The organism is Clostridium sp. MCC345, assembly GCF_018785345.1.
In the GTDB taxonomy this organism is placed as follows: domain Bacteria; phylum Bacillota; class Clostridia; order Lachnospirales; family Anaerotignaceae; genus Anaerotignum_A; species Anaerotignum_A faecicola.
The window spans coordinates 25,977-42,208 of sequence record NZ_WQPP01000060.1 but is presented as its reverse complement, the minus strand read 5'-3'; the positions used below and the strand labels follow the sequence as shown (position 1 = coordinate 42,208).

General features: G+C 44.2%; 17 protein-coding genes and 1 pseudogene. 17 read left to right on the top strand and 1 reads right to left on the bottom strand.

What is annotated here, in order from left to right; all coding sequences use genetic code 11:
* Positions 1-55 precede the first annotated feature (55 nt).
* From GPK49_RS09665 to mobQ, 4 genes are all read left to right on the top strand, one after another.
* The gene (locus GPK49_RS09665; RefSeq protein WP_055304255.1) at positions 56-616 is read left to right on the top strand and encodes an RNA polymerase sigma factor; all 561 of its coding nucleotides are present in this window, start codon (positions 56-58) and stop codon (positions 614-616) included.
* Positions 613-1,635 carry a DUF4179 domain-containing protein gene (locus GPK49_RS09660; RefSeq protein WP_055304257.1) on the top strand — a complete coding sequence of 341 codons (1,023 nt, stop codon included), beginning with the start codon at positions 613-615 and terminating at the stop codon, positions 1,633-1,635. The genes GPK49_RS09665 and GPK49_RS09660 overlap by 4 nt, the downstream gene beginning before the upstream one ends.
* 112 nt (positions 1,636-1,747) lie before the next feature.
* Positions 1,748-2,044 (top strand): DUF3847 domain-containing protein, encoded by a 297-nt coding sequence (locus tag GPK49_RS09655; RefSeq protein ID WP_117628576.1) that lies wholly within the window; start codon positions 1,748-1,750, stop codon positions 2,042-2,044.
* Between the two features lie 243 nt (positions 2,045-2,287).
* The gene (gene mobQ, locus GPK49_RS09650; protein WP_215677869.1) at positions 2,288-3,808 is read left to right on the top strand and encodes a MobQ family relaxase; all 1,521 of its coding nucleotides are present in this window, start codon (positions 2,288-2,290) and stop codon (positions 3,806-3,808) included.
* 77 nt (positions 3,809-3,885) lie between these two features.
* Here mobQ and GPK49_RS09645 read toward each other — a convergent pair whose 3' ends face one another.
* The gene (locus GPK49_RS09645) at positions 3,886-4,305 is read right to left on the bottom strand and encodes a nuclear transport factor 2 family protein (protein ID WP_055059684.1); all 420 of its coding nucleotides are present in this window, start codon (positions 4,303-4,305) and stop codon (positions 3,886-3,888) included.
* A gap of 89 nt (positions 4,306-4,394) precedes the next feature.
* Between GPK49_RS09645 and GPK49_RS09640 the strand changes: the two genes are divergently transcribed.
* From GPK49_RS09640 to GPK49_RS09580, 13 genes and pseudogenes are all read left to right on the top strand, one after another.
* Positions 4,395-6,290, top strand: a complete 1,896-nt coding sequence (locus GPK49_RS09640; protein WP_215677600.1) for an AAA family ATPase — start codon at positions 4,395-4,397, stop codon at positions 6,288-6,290.
* Positions 6,291-6,375: 85 nt separating this feature from the next.
* Positions 6,376-7,224 (top strand): annotated as a pseudogene (locus tag GPK49_RS09635) (type IV secretory system conjugative DNA transfer family protein); the annotation flags it as partial.
* A gap of 271 nt (positions 7,225-7,495) precedes the next feature.
* Positions 7,496-9,379 (top strand): recombinase family protein, encoded by a 1,884-nt coding sequence (locus GPK49_RS09630; protein ID WP_021738891.1) that lies wholly within the window; start codon positions 7,496-7,498, stop codon positions 9,377-9,379.
* The gene (locus GPK49_RS09625; protein WP_021738890.1) at positions 9,376-9,759 is read left to right on the top strand and encodes a TnpV protein; all 384 of its coding nucleotides are present in this window, start codon (positions 9,376-9,378) and stop codon (positions 9,757-9,759) included. Before GPK49_RS09630 ends, GPK49_RS09625 begins: the two co-directional genes overlap by 4 nt.
* Before the next feature lie 9 nt (positions 9,760-9,768).
* Positions 9,769-9,948 (top strand): hypothetical protein, encoded by a 180-nt coding sequence (locus GPK49_RS09620; RefSeq protein ID WP_021738889.1) that lies wholly within the window; start codon positions 9,769-9,771, stop codon positions 9,946-9,948.
* A 15-nt stretch (positions 9,949-9,963) separates the two neighbouring features.
* Positions 9,964-10,242: a hypothetical protein gene (locus tag GPK49_RS09615; protein ID WP_044963260.1), complete on the top strand. Its 279-nt coding sequence runs from the start codon at positions 9,964-9,966 to the stop codon at positions 10,240-10,242.
* Between the two features lie 37 nt (positions 10,243-10,279).
* The gene (locus GPK49_RS09610; protein ID WP_021738887.1) at positions 10,280-10,582 is read left to right on the top strand and encodes a hypothetical protein; all 303 of its coding nucleotides are present in this window, start codon (positions 10,280-10,282) and stop codon (positions 10,580-10,582) included.
* Positions 10,583-10,994: 412 nt separating this feature from the next.
* Positions 10,995-12,428 (top strand): hypothetical protein, encoded by a 1,434-nt coding sequence (locus GPK49_RS09605; protein WP_021738885.1) that lies wholly within the window; start codon positions 10,995-10,997, stop codon positions 12,426-12,428.
* Between the two features lie 106 nt (positions 12,429-12,534).
* A complete protein-coding gene (locus tag GPK49_RS09600; RefSeq protein ID WP_021738884.1) occupies positions 12,535-13,188 on the top strand; it encodes a CHC2 zinc finger domain-containing protein in 654 nt (217 codons plus the stop codon).
* On the top strand, positions 13,103-14,542 hold the full coding sequence (locus tag GPK49_RS09595; RefSeq protein ID WP_227097757.1) for a virulence-associated E family protein: 1,440 nt from the start codon (positions 13,103-13,105) through the stop codon (positions 14,540-14,542). Before GPK49_RS09600 ends, GPK49_RS09595 begins: the two co-directional genes overlap by 86 nt.
* Positions 14,543-14,830: 288 nt before the next feature.
* Positions 14,831-14,998, top strand: coding sequence for a transposon-encoded TnpW family protein (locus GPK49_RS09590; RefSeq protein ID WP_081695227.1), 168 nt, complete (start codon positions 14,831-14,833; stop codon positions 14,996-14,998).
* A gap of 88 nt (positions 14,999-15,086) precedes the next feature.
* The gene (locus GPK49_RS09585) at positions 15,087-15,464 is read left to right on the top strand and encodes a translation elongation factor Tu domain protein (protein WP_021738881.1); all 378 of its coding nucleotides are present in this window, start codon (positions 15,087-15,089) and stop codon (positions 15,462-15,464) included.
* A gap of 54 nt (positions 15,465-15,518) precedes the next feature.
* Entirely contained in the window at positions 15,519-16,046 is a 528-nt protein-coding gene (locus tag GPK49_RS09580; RefSeq protein WP_021738880.1) for a DUF3592 domain-containing protein, read from the top strand.
* Positions 16,047-16,232 lie beyond the last annotated feature (186 nt).

Here is a 16,232-nt window from a genome sequence, read left to right as displayed (position 1 = left end):
AGTATTCGTCGTTAAAACCGTAGTATATAGGTGAAGCCGGAGAGGAGGCAGTGCAATGATAGAGGATGAAAAAATCATAGAAATGTTTTTTGAACGTTCAGAACAAGGCATACGGGAGTTGGATATAAAATACGGAACAGTCTGCCACAATCTTTCCTATCATATCGTAGGAAGTAGGCAGAACGCAGAGGAATGTGTAAACGACGCTTATTTAGGTGTATGGAACACTATTCCCCCTGCACGACCTAACCCACTTTTATCCTATGTTCTGAAAATCGTTCGGAACATTTCAATCAAAATTTATTGGAGAAAGGAAGCAGCCAAACGAAGCAGCCATTACACGATTGCTTTGGAGGAAATTGAAACCTATGTAGCAGATACTCACACAGTAGAAGCAGAAATTGAAGCTAAAGAATTAGCCCGTATCATTGAAAGTTTTTTAGATACGCTGACTACTGAAAACCGCGTTATTTTCATGCGCCGCTATTGGTTTTCTGACAGCTACAAAGACATAGCCGAGGTTGTGGGGCTTTCAGAGAAAAATGTCTCTGTCCGGCTGACCCGTATCCGCGAAAAGATGAAACAATATTTAATTGAAAGAGAGGTCTTTATATGAACGCAAAGAAGTTTTCCGACGCTATGAGCGAGCTTGACAACAAATACATTGACGAAGCCCTTAACTATAAGAAAAAGGTCAAGAAGCCCATTTGGATTAAATGGGGAGCTATGGTAGCCAGTTTGCTCCTTGTTTTTACCATGTCTGTTCCAGCATTAGCGGCAGCAGATTTTGGACCAGCTTATAATCTACTCTACAAGGTATCTCCGGCAATTGCCCAAAAGTTAAAGCCTGTTAGTATGTCCTGCGAGGATAATGGGATTAAGTTTGAAGTAATTTCGGCTTATGTTGAGGGTAGCGAAGCAAAGATTTTTATTTCCGTACAAGATATTGACGGAGATAGAATTGATGAAACGACAGATTTGTTTGATAGCTTTAGTATCAATACACCTTTTGATTGTAGCAGTTCGTGTGAAAATATAAGCTATGACACCGAAACAAAAACCGCCACTTTCCTAATTTCTATATCACAATGGAATGAAAAAGACATTATTGGTGAGAAAATTACTTTTTGTGTCCGAGAAATGCTGAGCAATAAGCAGGAATATGATGCGATATTGACAGATTTGGATTTGACCCAAATTAGTGCTACACCAAAAACAATTACCCCGACTCAAATTTGGGGTGGTGGGGGAACAAACTACAATGAAATGGAAAACAATTTTCAGGCATTGAAAACAACAGGTATTCTGTGTTCCCCTATTGCTGAGGTAGATATTACAGCCATGGGATATGTGGATGGGAAATTGCATATACAAGTCAAGTACGAGGATAGTTTAGAAACGGATAATCATGGCTATATCTATTTCAAAAATGACAAAGGAGAGGAAATCCACTGTATCGCAAATATTGCATTTTCTACTGATAGTGAACATCAAGAACGGTATGTGGAATATGTTTATGATTTGTCAGATGTTGATTTAACCCAATATAAAGTATATGGATATTTTGTTACGAGCGATACACATATCGAAGGAAATTGGAGTGTTACTTTCCCTTTAGAAAGCATAAGTCAATAAGTTTTCGTAGTTACCGATATAAATACAAACCAAATAATTCAATGAGAGCAGCCTTTTTCACACAAAAACGGCTGCTCTTTTCTATGCTATGAGCAGAAAGGAGCGATCAACCATGACAAAGCCAAGAGAGAAAACCCGCGAGGAACTGCAAGCCGAAATCGAGGACGGAAAAAAGAAAATCCGGCAGTTTGAGAACCGGGAAAAGGTGCTGCGGCAAAAGCTGTCGCAAGAGGAACGCCGGACACGCAGCCACCGCCTTATTGTCCGAGGCGCAGTCTTTGAAAGCATTGTGCCGGAAGCAAAGAACATGAGCGACGAGGAAGCCGCAGCACTTCTTAGGTTTGCACTGACGAGTGAGCTGGTACGGGAATATCTGAAAAAACGAGCCGAGAACGGGAACGCTGAATAAATCCCTTAGACACTAAGGGCGCACTTATACACCCTAACGGGCGTGTGCGCTCTGCCGAGGGCTTTATCTTAAGCACAGGGATTTTACCCCGCGCTACGATTGGCGGCTTTGCCGCAGACAGGGGACGCTACACTTCCCCTGCGACAGCTTGCGCTGTCTACCCTTTTGTGTACTTGCGGAAACCGAACACCTTGCTACGCAAGCTATTCATTTTCCACAAGTTTTATATCCGCTATACTGGAGGTGATACCCATAGCCATTTACCATTGTAACATCAGCATAGTCAGTCGGGGCAAAGGCAAATCAGCAGTTGCCGCAGCCGCCTACCGAAGCGGCGAAAAGCTGACAAACGAGTGGGACGGAATGACCCACGACTACACCCGCAAAGGCGGCGTTGTCCATACCGAAATCATGCTGCCGCCCCATGCCCCGCCCTCTTTCTCTGACCGTTCTACCCTATGGAACAGCGTGGAACTTTATGAGAAAGCCGGGAACGCCCAGCTTGCGCGTGAGATTGACGCAGCACTCCCCATAGAATTATCACGAGAGGAACAGATACGGCTTGTCCGGGAATACTGTTCCTCTCAATTTGTTTCTAAAGGAATGTGCGTGGATTTTGCTATCCATGACACCGACAGCGGCAACCCCCATTGTCATATCATGCTGACCATGCGACCACTTGACGAGCGCGGCGCGTGGGCGGCGAAGTCTAAAAAGGAATATGACCTTGATGAAAACGGGGAGCGCATACGCTTGCCGAATGGCAGATACAAGACCCACAAGGTTGACCTCACAGGCTGGAACGACAAAGGCAACGCCCTCTTGTGGCGCAAAGCGTGGGCTGATATTTCAAACAGCTATCTTGAACGCGCCGGAAGCACAGAGCGTATCGACCACCGCAGCAACGCCGAGAGAGGAATTGACGAGATACCTACTGTCCACATGGGCGTAGCCGCCTGTCAAATGGAGAAGAAAGGCATAGCCACCGAGAAAGGCGAACTGAACCGGGCTATCCGCAAATCAAACAGACTGATAAAGGAAATCCGGGCGCAGATCGGCAACCTCAAAGAATGGATTGCCGGACTGCTTGCGGCGTGGGAAACTTCCCCAAGAAAACAACAACCGCCAAAATCTCCGAACCTTGCAAATCTTCTGATGAAGTATTTGGGCGTTCAGAGGGAAAAGAGCCGGAAGTATTCGCAGAGCTGGCAGCACCAACACGCAGCCGACGAACTGAAAACCATATCACAGGCAGCCAATTATCTTGCGGAGCATGGTATCTCTACACTTGACGAGTTGGACGCTTCTCTTTCCTCTGTCAGTGATAGAGCCTATTCAATCCGGGCAGGAATGAAAACCGCCGAGGAACGCATGAAGAAGCTACAAAAGCTAATTGAATACGGGAACAACTACACAGAGTACAAGCCCATTCACGATGAACTGAAAAAGCTGCAAAACGGCTGGACAAACAAGCGCGACAAGTACGAGGAAGCCCACCGCGCCGAGCTGACCCTATGGGACGCGGCAAACCGCTATCTCCATGCAAATCTGCCGAAAGGAACAAAGACCTTGCCTATTGCGGAATGGGAACAGGAATATGCTGACCTCAAAGCGCAGAGAGATACCGACTACGCCAAACTGAAAGCTACCCGCGCCGAGGTTGCCGAGCTTCAAAAAATCCGCAAATGCGTGGATATTGCACTCCGCGCCGACCAGCCGGAGCAGACGCAGAGCCGCACCAAACGGCATGAACAGGAGCGATAAAGGAAAGGACGGGCAAGCGGTTTTGCCTGTCCGTCCTAAATGTTTTCCGATAAAATGGACGCTATTGATTCCTAATATTAAAACCAACTTGCTCTTTCGTCCCTAAATTCGGGCAGGTCACTATGCTCATAAGGATTATAATTATTCAAATTGCAGCCAAACTCTTTCAATGATTTTATTTTATTATCCTTTGTCCATTCAACCAGGGAAATTCCATCAAATTCCTCTATGCTCCCATTGTTCATTTCATTTTTGAAATACCACTCCACAATCGTCTGATTTCCTTTGTGGAAAAATTGTTTGATTTCCCAAGCAACGACTTTGCCACGAGTATTCCATTCCTGAAACCAGTGTTTTACGATTTGACGGTTATTATATTTTGGACCCCAACTTTCAGTATAAATTACATCTTCTGCAAAAATATTATCAATACCTAAATCCTGTTTTGTAAGCCACATTTCAAACCATAAGTGAATATTTTTTTCTCTTTCATTCACAATCCAGCACCTCACTAACTTCCGATTTTTCGGTTTCATTCTACATCAAAACTATGAACAATTCAACCACAGAAAGAGAGGTATCAGTCATGTACTACACCCAAGAACAGATAGACCACGCCAACCAAGCCGACCTTGTTTCTTTCCTGCAATCACAGGGCGAGCAGCTTACCCGCGCCGGGAACGAGTACCGCTGGAAACGGCACGACAGCTTGACCGTCCGGGGAAACAAATGGTACAGGCACAGCCAGAGCAAGGGCGGCGGCCCCGTTGACTTCCTCATGGAGTTTTTCGGAAAGAGCTTTACCGAAGCCGTTGAACTTCTCACAGGAGAGAAAGGCGCAGCCCCACCGCCGGACAGCCCCGCGCCCCTCTCCGATTTCCGATTGCCGCCCCGCAGCCCCACCGCCGAACAAGTGAAAAGGTATCTTACCGAAGCCCGCCGCATTGATGAAGATGTGACGGGCTTTTTCATTTCCAGCGGCGATATTTACGAGGAAGCCGCCCATCACAACGCCGTATTCGTCGGCAGAGATGAAAGCGGCATACCGAGATACGCCCACCAGCGCGGCACAGCCGGGAGCTTCCGGCTTGATGTGAAAGGCAGCGACAAAGCCTTTAACTTCTGCTACCGGGGCGAGGGCGAAAGGCTGTTTGTCTTTGAAGCACCGATTGACCTTTTATCTTTCCTCTGCCTGTTCAAAAAGGAATGGCAGAAACAAAGCTACCTTGCACTGGGCGGCGTGGGAGAAAAAGCCCTGCTGCGTTTCCTCTCTGACCGTCCGAACATCAAGACCGTTTACCTCTGCCTTGACAGCGACCAAGCCGGAAACGACGCTTGCAGCCGCCTTGTGGAGCTTATGCCGGAGGGCTTGACCGTCCACCGTCTTATTCCCCTTTTCAAAGATTGGAACGAGGTGCAGACGCGCCGGGGAGAAATCGCGGACGGGAAGTATATCCGGGAAGCGATTTACGGCTTGAAAGAGCCGCCGCAGGAAGAAACCGTTGAGATTATCCGTATGAGCGAGGTGGACACACAGACCGTTGAATGGCTATGGGAGCCGTATATTCCCTTTGGGAAAGTAACCATTGTGCAAGGCAATCCCGGCGAGGGCAAGACCACCTTTGCCCTACGCCTTGCCGCCGCCTGCACCACCGGGCGGGAGCTTCCGAACATGAAGCCCCTGCCGCCGTTCAATGTGATTTACCAGACCGCCGAGGACGGGCTGGGCGATACCGTCAAGCCCCGCTTGATGGAAGCAGAAGCCGACCTTGACCGCGTACTTGTGATCGATGAAGCCAAGCGGGAGCTTACCCTCTCCGACGAGCGCATAGAAAAGGCAATCACGCAGAACGGGGCGCGTCTGATTATCCTTGACCCCATACAGGCGTACATGGGCGAAAAGACCGACATGAACCGGGCAAACGAAGTGCGCCCCATGTTCCGCCGCCTTGCCGATGTTGCCGAGCGTACCGGGTGCGCCGTTATCCTTATCGGACATCTCAACAAAGCTGCCGGAGGGCAGAGCGCATACCGGGGCTTAGGGTCTATCGACTTCCGCGCCGCAGCAAGGAGCGTCCTGCTGATCGGGCGCGTGAAGCGAGAACCGAATGTGCGCGTTATCGTCCATGACAAATCTTCCCTTGCGCCGGAGGGCAAGCCCGTTGCCTTTTGCCTTGACCCGGAAACGGGCTTTTCGTGGATAGGCGAATACGACATCACCGCCGACGAACTGCTGTCCGGCGCGGGCGGCAACAACGCCACCAAAACCGAGCAAGCCGAAAGGCTGATACTTGACCTGCTTGCAGACGGGAAAGAGCTTGCCAGCGAGGACATTGTAAAAGCCGCAGCCGAAGCCGGAATATCCGAGAGGACGGTACAGAACGCCAAGCGCAACATGGGCGGCATTTTAGGCGCAAGGCGTGTCGGCGGTCAATGGTACAACTTCATCAAGAAGAAGCAGCCACCCGAACCCGCAAGCTGAAAGTGCAAAACGCAGACCCTTTGCACTTTGCACTTTCGCACTTTCACGATAATTTGCGTCAATAACTCAAAAAAGCACTTGACAAAACGCTTCATGGGGGACAGCAAAAGACATTGCACCCTTTATCGACCCAATATTTGAGAACAATATTCTCCTTACCATGACCGAACGGCTGACTATGAACGGCAGACCCAAGAATCCGAAATTTGCAAGGAACAAGAACGTGATTGTAATTGGCGGATCTGGTTCCGGAAAGACCCGGTTTTATGTAAAACCAAATCTGATGCAGATGGGAAAATATATCAGTTATGTGGTCACGGACCCCAAGGGAACGATCATCATTGAGTGCGGAAAGATGCTGGTACGGCATGGATATAAAGTGAAAGTATTGAATACGATCAATTTTTCCAAGAGTATGCATTATAACCCGTTCCACTATATCCATTCAGAAAAAGATATTCTGAAACTGGTGAATACTATCATGGTAAACACCAAAGGGGAAGGGGAGAAGTCCAGTGAGGATTTCTGGACGAAGGCAGAAAGGCTTCTGTACTGTGCATTGATTGGCTATATCTGGTATGAAGCACCGGAGGAGGAACAGAACTTTGCAACGCTGCTTGAATTTATCAACGCATCGGAAACAAGGGAAGATGATGAGACATTCAAAAATGCAGTAGATATGCTGTTTGAGGAACTGGAGAAAGAAGAACCGGAACACTTTGCAGTACGTCAGTATAAGAAATATAAATTAGCCGCCGGTGTAGTAAGTTTGAAGAGACTTCTTAATCAATCAAATTTAAAGAGTTGGAGCTCCAAAATGATTAAAAAGTCTCTTGAGGCTTATTTTTTTACCTTAAAGAACAAAATTGTATTTTGTAAAAAACAATTTCAAAACATGTCCGTATTTTGTTTCGTCAGTACAGAGATTGTGTAAGGAACTTTAAAAAGATGACACGAAATCAAAAAAGATGCAGTAAGGGGGCTGTAAAAAGACCTCTGAGCATTTCGTTTAGTGTAAGAATCTTTTTTACTTCTTACACGAACCTTGAAAACGAAACAGCCTGCCCGTAGTGATACCAGAACTGAATAGGCATTCAGCGTGTCTTTTTTGGTTAATACGTCCCGGAAACATCAGAACCCGGTACAGGAACGGATATGGGATGAGAACAGGCAATTAATAAACAAAGGAAGGAGGACATCTGACTATGACAGAGAAACAGGGATTCATGACAGCGTTGTATGAACGTCTTAGTCGTGATGATGAATTAAACGGGGAATCCAACAGTATTTCAAACCAGAAGAAACTGCTGGAACAATATGCAAAAGAACATGGATTTACCAATCTTGTTCATTTTACTGATGATGGTATCTCCGGTACAAGATTTGATCGCCCAGGCTTTCTTGCCATGATGAAAGAAGTAGAGTCGGGGAAAGTCGGAACGATTCTGATTAAAGATATGAGCCGAATGGGAAGAGATTATCTGAAAGTCGGACAATATATGGAATTGCTGCGACAGAAGAATGTCCGCCTGATTGCAGTCAACGAGAATGTAGACAGCTTCCGGGAGGACGATGATTTTACTCCATTCCGAAATATCATGAATGAATGGTATGCAAGGGATACCAGTAAAAAGATAAAATCCACTTTCAAGGCGAAAGGAAAATCCGGCAAGCATGTGGCAAGTACAACACCATATGGGTATCTGAAAGACAAGGATGACCCGAATGTATGGATTGTTGATGAAGAAGCAGCTGTAGTTGTACGGAGAATCTTTCACATGACAATGGATGGGTACGGACCATATCAGATTGCCAAGGCACTGAAAGAGGATAAGGTTGAGATACCAGCGGTTCATATGGCAAAGAAAGATGCCGGATTATGGAAAGGCAGAGTAGAAGAAATCAAAGATCCTTATGGCTGGGGCTCTTCTACTGTTGCAGGCATTCTGAAGAAAAGAGAGTATCTTGGTCATACAGTGAACTTCAAGACCAGAAAACATTTCAAGGATAAGAAAAGCCATTACGTATCTGAAGATAATTGGACGGTGTTTGAGAACACGCAGGAAGCCATTATAGATCAGGAAACTTTTGACAATGTACAGAGAATCCGAAGCAATGTGAGAAGATATCCAGATGGATGGGGAGAAGCCCACCCCTTGACAGGTCTGATGTATTGTGCAGACTGTGGTTCCAAAATGTATGTCCATCGAGTAAATAATGGCAAGCGAGTACCACAATATACTTGTTCTGCATATTCTAAAGTTCCGGTTGGAACACTCTGCCAGACACAGCACAGAATTAATGCTGATGTGGTTATGGAGCTGATTAAGGAACTTTTAAAGGCTGTTGCGGAGTATTCACAGTTGAATCGTGAAGAATTTTTGGAGACAGTAAAAAAGGCACAGACTTCACAGCAGTCCAGTGAGATCACAAGATTGAAAAGCAGATTGGCAGAGGCAAAAAAGCGTGTGCAGGAACTGGAAAAACTGATCTGCAGAATTTATGAGGACAATATTCTTGGCAAGCTGCCAGATGAACGCTATGCGATTCTTGATGGACAGTATTCTAAAGAACAGAAAGATTTGTCGGCAGAAATTGCAGATATGGAAGCTGAATTATCAGGCTATGAAGAAGGTCGCAGATCAGCGGAGAAGTTTATTGCTCTGGTTGATAAATACCAAAATTTTGAGGAATTGACCACTTACATGCTGAATGAATTTGTAGAAAAGATTGTGGTGCATGAGCGTGACCGGAAAGGAAGCGTTGAGACGACACAGGAAGTGGAAATCTATTTTAACTTCATCGGCAGATATTTACCGCCACATTTCGGTGAGGTGAAAATGACACCGGAAGAAATTGAAGAAATGGAAAAACGGGAAGCCAGAAAAGACAGGCTTCACCAGAATTACCTGAGAAGAAAAGCAAATGGAAAGCAGCAGGAATACTATGAACGGACAAAGGCAAAAAAGAAAGCCGAACTGGATGCAAAAAAAGAAGAGATCCGGCAGGAAGATATTGCAAAAGGTGTGTTCATTCCGCTATCACTGCTTCCCCCAGCAGAACCGAAGAAAGGAGTTGCATCAGCATGAGCAAATTAGAAAGAATCATTCACGATAACAGTAATGGTCTGGATTATATCCTTGTCGGGGAAATCTATCTGCCACTGATCGCAGTACCCGAAGAGAAAAGAGAGATTGGTTTTTATGGAAGTCTTCACAGAAACTATCTGAAAGATTACAAGAGTGGCTTGTATTCCTATCTGACATTGAGTGGTAAGCTCTGGACGTATCTCGCAGATCTGAATGAGCAGTGTTTGGAACGCAGGGATTTCCTCATGGAACAGATTATGGAGCAGGAAGGCATTACGGAAGAATTGAAAAGCAGAGATCAGATGGAATGGGTTCGCCGGGCAAACAATGCAAGAAGCCGGGTAGATGAAATTATTTTAAATGAACTGGTGTATGTGTAGGAGGGACTTATGAGATACTGGATTGAATATGCAGACGGAAGATGTTGTAATTTTGCAAACAGCAGAAAAGATTTACTGGACTGGCTGAAACTTTTGAAAGATGAAAAAATCGTTGATATCCGAAAGATTTACAAAAGCGGTGTGACAGATTCTGTGATAGACAGCTATCGTAGTTATCTGAAACAGTGAAAGGGGTGGACAGTCATGGTTGTTGTAAGAATTATTGTGAAAATCGTATTACTGCCAGTGCGTATATGCCTGACAATGATACAACTGGTGGTTATGTTCTTCACATGGCTGTCGGCAACGGTATTTCATATCCTGTCGGGGATCATCTGCATTACAGCAGTTTTAGGGTATGGATTCGGACAGGAGACAGGCACAGAAGCGGTCAGGATGCTTGTGGCAGGTTTTATACTTTATATCCTGCTGTGCTTTCTGGCTGGGCAGTGGTGTGGCTGGAAACAATCAAAATCAGATTGATGAAGTAGACCACTGGAGAAAGGAATAGGATTCTTAAATGAAGATTACAAAAGAGATTGAAGAATTTATCAACCTGACCATAACGGAGCATATGGGAAAAGAGTATGCAGACTGGAAACTGAGCCAGCCGTCTGTGACAGAACCAGATGAAGTTGAGGAAGAATATAAAAAAGTGATTGCCACACTTCCACAGAAACAGGAAGAGGCCATTACAAAATATTGCGACCAGATATTTAACAGTGGAGCAGAGACAGAAGAATTTTTCTACCGGTTGGGACTGAGGGACGGAATGAAACTTAGGAAGAATGTTAAAATGGTTCTGAAGCAATTATCAGAATGATACATACAGGAATTATCTGAAAAGTGAATGAGTAAAGGAAAGGGCATTAACCGTAAAAAGTTAGTGCCCTTTGTTTTACCCATTTTTATATTTTCACAAAATCCGATGCAGAGGATTTTTGAAAAACAGACGGAACGGAGATCCTGCTGAAGGGACAGCGGCAGGAGTTACGTTTTGTCTGCTGGGAGTACAGAGGGCTGGAAGTCCTTTGTGCCCAGATTGCAAAGAGCGGCAGCATCTTGCTGGGGTTAAGGGGCAAAGCCCTTAGCAGGTTAAGGGCGGCAGCCATTGCCCAGTGATATGGCGTTTCGCCATATGGTACTGGGTACTGTCTGTAACGGGGACAGAGACTTTTGGAAGCTTCGCTGCAATCCCCTCCGGGGAAACAACTTGAAAAAAGGAGAGATGTGAATTGAAAGGCACAAGGCATAACGGCAGATCTGGGAAAGACGGTGTTTACAATCCGCTTCACAATGACCGGAGATTTGACCCGGAACACAGTGAGCATATTGACAATGAACGTGTCCGTCAGAATATTTACTGGGACTGCTATCAGGGATATACCACAATGGCAGACCGGGGAAAAGAGGATAATTTTTCTTTTAACCAGATTGAGATGGCATACTATGTGGATCATTACAGCGATTATGTGATTAACCAGAATAAACGTCATGAGAAAGCAAGACACCCCGACAGATGTAAAGGGGTGGAAGATGTTCTGAAAAATAAAAAGACCTGTCCGGAAGAAAGTATCTATCAGCTTGGGACGATAGATGAACACGCTTCTGTGGAAACGCTGGTTTTGGTTTTTGATGAATTCAAGAAAGAGTTCGATGAGCGGTTTGGTTCTAATGTGCATATCATTGACTGGTCACTGCACATGGACGAAGCGACTCCGCATATTCATGAGCGTCATGTATTCGATGCTACGAACCGGTATGGGGAGATTGAACCGAAACAGGAAGCGGCACTGGAAGAACTTGGCTTTGAACTTCCGAATCCGGAAAAGAAAAGATCAAAGACAAATAACCGTAAGGTTGTTTTTGATTCTGCCTGCCGGACAATGTTCCTGGATATCTGTAAACGTCATGGACTGGAAATTGACGAAGAACCGTCCTATGGAGGAAGGCAGTATCTGGAGAAACAGGACTATATCCGAATGAAGCAGAAAGAAGAGATTGCGGTTCAGCAGGAAATGCTCAATCAGCAGAGGGATAAGGTCAATGCGAATCATCTGGAACTTGCAAGGCAGTCAAACCATGTCAGGGCAAATGAAAAGGTTATCCAGTCACAGAAAGAAAAAATAGAACAGCAGGAAAAAGAATTTAAAGAAAATTTCATTTCCAATTCTGACCGGATTCTAAGTCAGGGCGAGCTGATTGAAGAACAGAGAGAGGAACTGCAACAGCTTACCCTCCGTATTGAAGATGTGGAAACCTTGCTTGACGAAGTATCCAGTGAAGCCTATGACAAGGCTGTGGATAAAGTCGCAGAGGAAACAATGCGGGCTACCAGAAAAGATGACATTCGTCTTGCGGAAGATTCTAAGAGATGGATTCAGAGTCCGGAACGTAAGGCATCACGAAAAGAAAAGGAATATGCGATAAACAGGCTGGACGGTCTGATTAAAAAAATCGAATATGCGATGGAAAAAGCTGTTGTGAGGGTTGTCCGTCAGTTAAAACAGCCAGAGAAGAAAAAAGCCGTTGTAGAAGAAATCAAAAAAGAAGTGAAGCCGTCAATCAGAGAAAAACTTGCATTGAACGTAGCAAAGATTCAAAGAGAAGAGGCAGAGAGAAAACAACTGAATAAAGGAAGATCACATTCCAGTGATCTGGAACTATAAGGGCATTTTGTTGATTCCGTAAGGACAGGACAAAGTGCTTTTTTGTTTTTTGTGAAAACTTGCTTCCCAGATTTGGGAAGCAGATTTAAGAAAGAGAGGAAACGAATTGGGATTATTTGATGAAGTAAAACAGAATGTGACCGTCCGGCAGGCTGCGGAGAGGTATGGGTTAAAGCCCAACAGGAGCGGACTGATCCGCTGCATTTTCCATAATGACAAATCACCCAGCATGAAAGTTGACCGGAGATATTATTGTTTCGGGTGTGGCTGTACAGGAGATGCCATTGATTTTACGGCACAACTGTTTGACATTGGATTGAAAGATGCAGCCATGAAGCTGGCAGATGATTTTGGGATTCCTTATTCCGGCAGGGACAGGGGATCACCGCAGAACAGGAGAAGCGTTTCAGCAAAAAAGCCAGAGCCGACACCAGAAGAACTTTGGCAGAAAAAACATCTGAGATGCCTGAGAGCCTATCTGGATTATCTGAGCCTGCTTCTGGAATGGAAAGAACAGTATGCACCAAAAACACGGACAGAAGAATGGCATGAAAAGTTTATGACTGCTCTCAGGGAGTTGTCAGTTGTTGAGTATTATCTGGATATCCTGCTCTTTGGGGACAGGGCAGATAAGGAAGCACTTGTAAAAGAAAAATGGAAGGAGGTGGAGCGGATTGAGCAATGCGAAAGAGAAGATAAAGGAGATCGCCACAAAAGAACAGAAAGATGCCATGAAAGAAATGTTCCGGATGGTAGATAAAAGCAAAGTCGATGAAGTGAAACAGATGCTGGAATATACACAGAAAGGAACTGCGAAAGCAACGGTTGGAAATTATATGGTTGTGCTGAGAAATGATCCGCTTGTGCGTGAGAGTATGAAATACAACAAGCTGACAGGCAGGATTGATATTGTAAAAAAACTCTGGTGGAATGAGGAAGTCTGCAAGCTGGATGATGATGGCAGGACTTATTTCTACTATTTCTTTGAACGCTATTACAAACTCACAAGTGAAAAATGTATGGATAAGGCACTTCGCATAGAAGCCAACAGCCGGGCATACCACCCGATCTGTGAGTATCTGGAACAACTGGAGTGGGACGGGCAGGAGAGAATCCGTTATGTTCTGCAACGGTATATGGGGGCAGATGCTTCGGATTTTGTCTATGAGGTTGTGAAGCACTTCCTGATGGAAGCATTAAGCAGAATCTACCGCCCCGGTTGTAAAGCAGATGAAATGCTTTGTCTGGTAGGTCAGCAGGGAGCCGGAAAATCCACATTTTTCCGTTTTCTTGCATTGAACGATGACTGGTTTTCTGATGATCTGAAGCAGTTGAATGACAGTAAGATATACGAGCATCTCCGGGGACACTGGATTATGGAAATGTCGGAGATGATTGCTGCAATCAGTGCAAAGAGCAATGAGGAAATCAAGTCATTCCTGACCAGACAGAAAGACACTTACCGGAACCCTTATGATAAATATGAGGAAGACCGGAAGCGTCAGTGTATCTTTGCAGGTTCAACGAACACAAGGCAGTTCATTCCTTTTGACCGTACCGGGGCAAGACGGTTCCTGCCGATTGCTATAGACAGCAGTAAGGCAGAGAAGCATATCCTCGATGATGAAAAAGAAGCCAGATCCTATTTTGACCAGTTGTGGGCAGAAGTAATGGAAATCTACTGGTCAACGGAGAATAAGAGCAGCCTGTTGAAGTTCTCAAAGGAAATGGAGCAGGAGATCAGTGAATACCGAAAACAGTTCACACAGGAAGATACGATGGCAGGAATGATACAAGGCTGGCTGGACGCTTATAAAGGTAGTCATGTATGTTCCGTCCAGATCTGGAAAGAAGCCTTTGACCATTTTGACCGGGAGCCGAAAAAATTCGAGACAAATGAGATCTGTTCCATTATGGATACGCAGATCACTGGCTGGAAGAGAGCCGGAGTCCACAGATTTTCAAAGGAAGGATATGGCAGACAGAGAAGCTGGATCAGGGAAGGAGCAGAAGAAGAGGGTGGCAACGAACCGGATAAAGATGGATTTACAAAGCTGACGAAAGCAGAACAGTTGGAGCTGCCATTTGATCTGCCCGACAGAGAGAAAGGCTGATTTTGATGCCGAAAGGCTACTGATTACCCGGAAATTTACTGCTTGTTGACATTTTTGTTGACACCAAAATCCTTTGTATTTACCGGTGTTTCAGCTACTTTTTAACAGGTGTCAACAAGAACATTCAAAAAACTTTTCAATAGTATTTTGGAAAACAGAAATAACTACCCGAAAAAAGTTTCAAACCCTATGTTGACACTTGCGTTGTCAGCGTGCCGATAAACTCCCGGCAGGGACAGAAGCAAACCTCTCTCTGTCGGGCACAGGAAAGAAAGGAAATAGATGATTATGGAAAAAATGATGAATAAAAAAACAGAGGGAAACACATTTACAAAGAAAATCGGGCAGACAGTATATGTTGTCCGCTATCATTTCAATGAAGATGCAAAGGAAACCATGCAAGAAAAGATTAACCGGATGCTGGTTACAGAAGCAAGCCGAAAGGCAATGCAATAGATGGGGGCAGAGACAATTGGAATTGAGATATGTTTGAAAATGTGATATGATTTGAGCAACAAATTAGAAGTTATAAAGGAGAAACACTATGGGATTATTTGGTAAAAGCAAAAAAGAGCGAGAAAAAGAGTATATGAACAGATTAGATGTTCCATTATGTTTAAAAGAAGACTTTGAATTGATTATTGATGATGTATTTACAATTATGGGGGGTGGAACAGTTGTCACAGGAAACATATCAACAGGAATGTGTAGAGAAGGAGAAAATGCGTGTGTTTATAAAACAAATGGAGGTGTATTAGAGACTATAATTACTAACATCGATATACATACAAAAGAACGAAAATCAAATGGTTGTGGATATAAAACAGAACATGTTGGACTTGGGTTAAGAGGAGTTTCTAAGGAACAATTAGAAAAAGGAGATAGAGTGATTGTAAAGAATGCCAATATGTATGGAATGTAATTACAAATTCAAGTTTGCAGAATCAAGAAAACTGGAATTTGAGGTGATGAAACTATGACAGAAATACAAATTGCATGGTTAGAATTGATGACAGTTGGAGGTCTTGGTGTAATATTGGTTTTACTAGGAGTTACTTTCAATATCATTGTAAAAAGACAGAATCAATTGTGTACAAAGCAGACAGACGGTATTGTTAAACAATATGGGTTTCCGGGAAATGGAAGGGTGTATCCAATCGTGGAGTACTTTGTGAATGGAACTTGTTATAAAACAAAGAAAATATTTTGTGGAATTAAAACAACGCAAATATCTGGAGTACCCGTACCGGTGAAATCAGAAGTCTATGAAGATGAAAAAGGCTGGCTACATGTAAAAACTGGATCCATTGCAAATTTGCGTCAACTTGCAGAGCAGTTGTGGCCTATCAACAGTAAGATGACAGTTTATTATAATCCAAACAATCCTAAAAAGTGCTATGTTGATAGACCAATTTCAAAAAGTTTTACTTCCATGATGTTTATCATAATGGGAATAGTAACGATACTCTTGAGTGTATTGGTATTCTTTTTGATGCAGCTATAAATTACAAAAGATAATTGGTAATCAGACAAAATTCAAGTTTGTAGAATTATAAAGGAATAATATTATTTTAAATGAGCTGTTCGGATTAAATGCGTTGCCCTCTAACGGGTCAAGGATGAACCATGATACAATCAAACTTGAGTATGGTATTAAACATCAAAATATTCGTAATTTCCTTTTAGTTAA

Coding starts and splice junctions, on each gene's coding strand:
- GPK49_RS09625 (WP_021738890.1), top strand. CDS start 9,376: ATGAGCAAATTAGAAAGAATCATTCACGATAACAGTAATGGTCTGGAT.
- GPK49_RS09615 (WP_044963260.1), top strand. CDS start 9,964: ATGGTTGTTGTAAGAATTATTGTGAAAATCGTATTACTGCCAGTGCGT.
- GPK49_RS09585 (WP_021738881.1), top strand. CDS start 15,087: ATGGGATTATTTGGTAAAAGCAAAAAAGAGCGAGAAAAAGAGTATATG.
- GPK49_RS09590 (WP_081695227.1), top strand. CDS start 14,831: ATGGAAAAAATGATGAATAAAAAAACAGAGGGAAACACATTTACAAAG.
- GPK49_RS09580 (WP_021738880.1), top strand. CDS start 15,519: ATGACAGAAATACAAATTGCATGGTTAGAATTGATGACAGTTGGAGGT.
- GPK49_RS09630 (WP_021738891.1), top strand. CDS start 7,496: ATGACAGAGAAACAGGGATTCATGACAGCGTTGTATGAACGTCTTAGT.
- GPK49_RS09610 (WP_021738887.1), top strand. CDS start 10,280: ATGAAGATTACAAAAGAGATTGAAGAATTTATCAACCTGACCATAACG.
- GPK49_RS09620 (WP_021738889.1), top strand. CDS start 9,769: ATGAGATACTGGATTGAATATGCAGACGGAAGATGTTGTAATTTTGCA.
- GPK49_RS09655 (WP_117628576.1), top strand. CDS start 1,748: ATGACAAAGCCAAGAGAGAAAACCCGCGAGGAACTGCAAGCCGAAATC.
- GPK49_RS09660 (WP_055304257.1), top strand. CDS start 613: ATGAACGCAAAGAAGTTTTCCGACGCTATGAGCGAGCTTGACAACAAA.
- GPK49_RS09640 (WP_215677600.1), top strand. CDS start 4,395: ATGTACTACACCCAAGAACAGATAGACCACGCCAACCAAGCCGACCTT.
- GPK49_RS09665 (WP_055304255.1), top strand. CDS start 56: ATGATAGAGGATGAAAAAATCATAGAAATGTTTTTTGAACGTTCAGAA.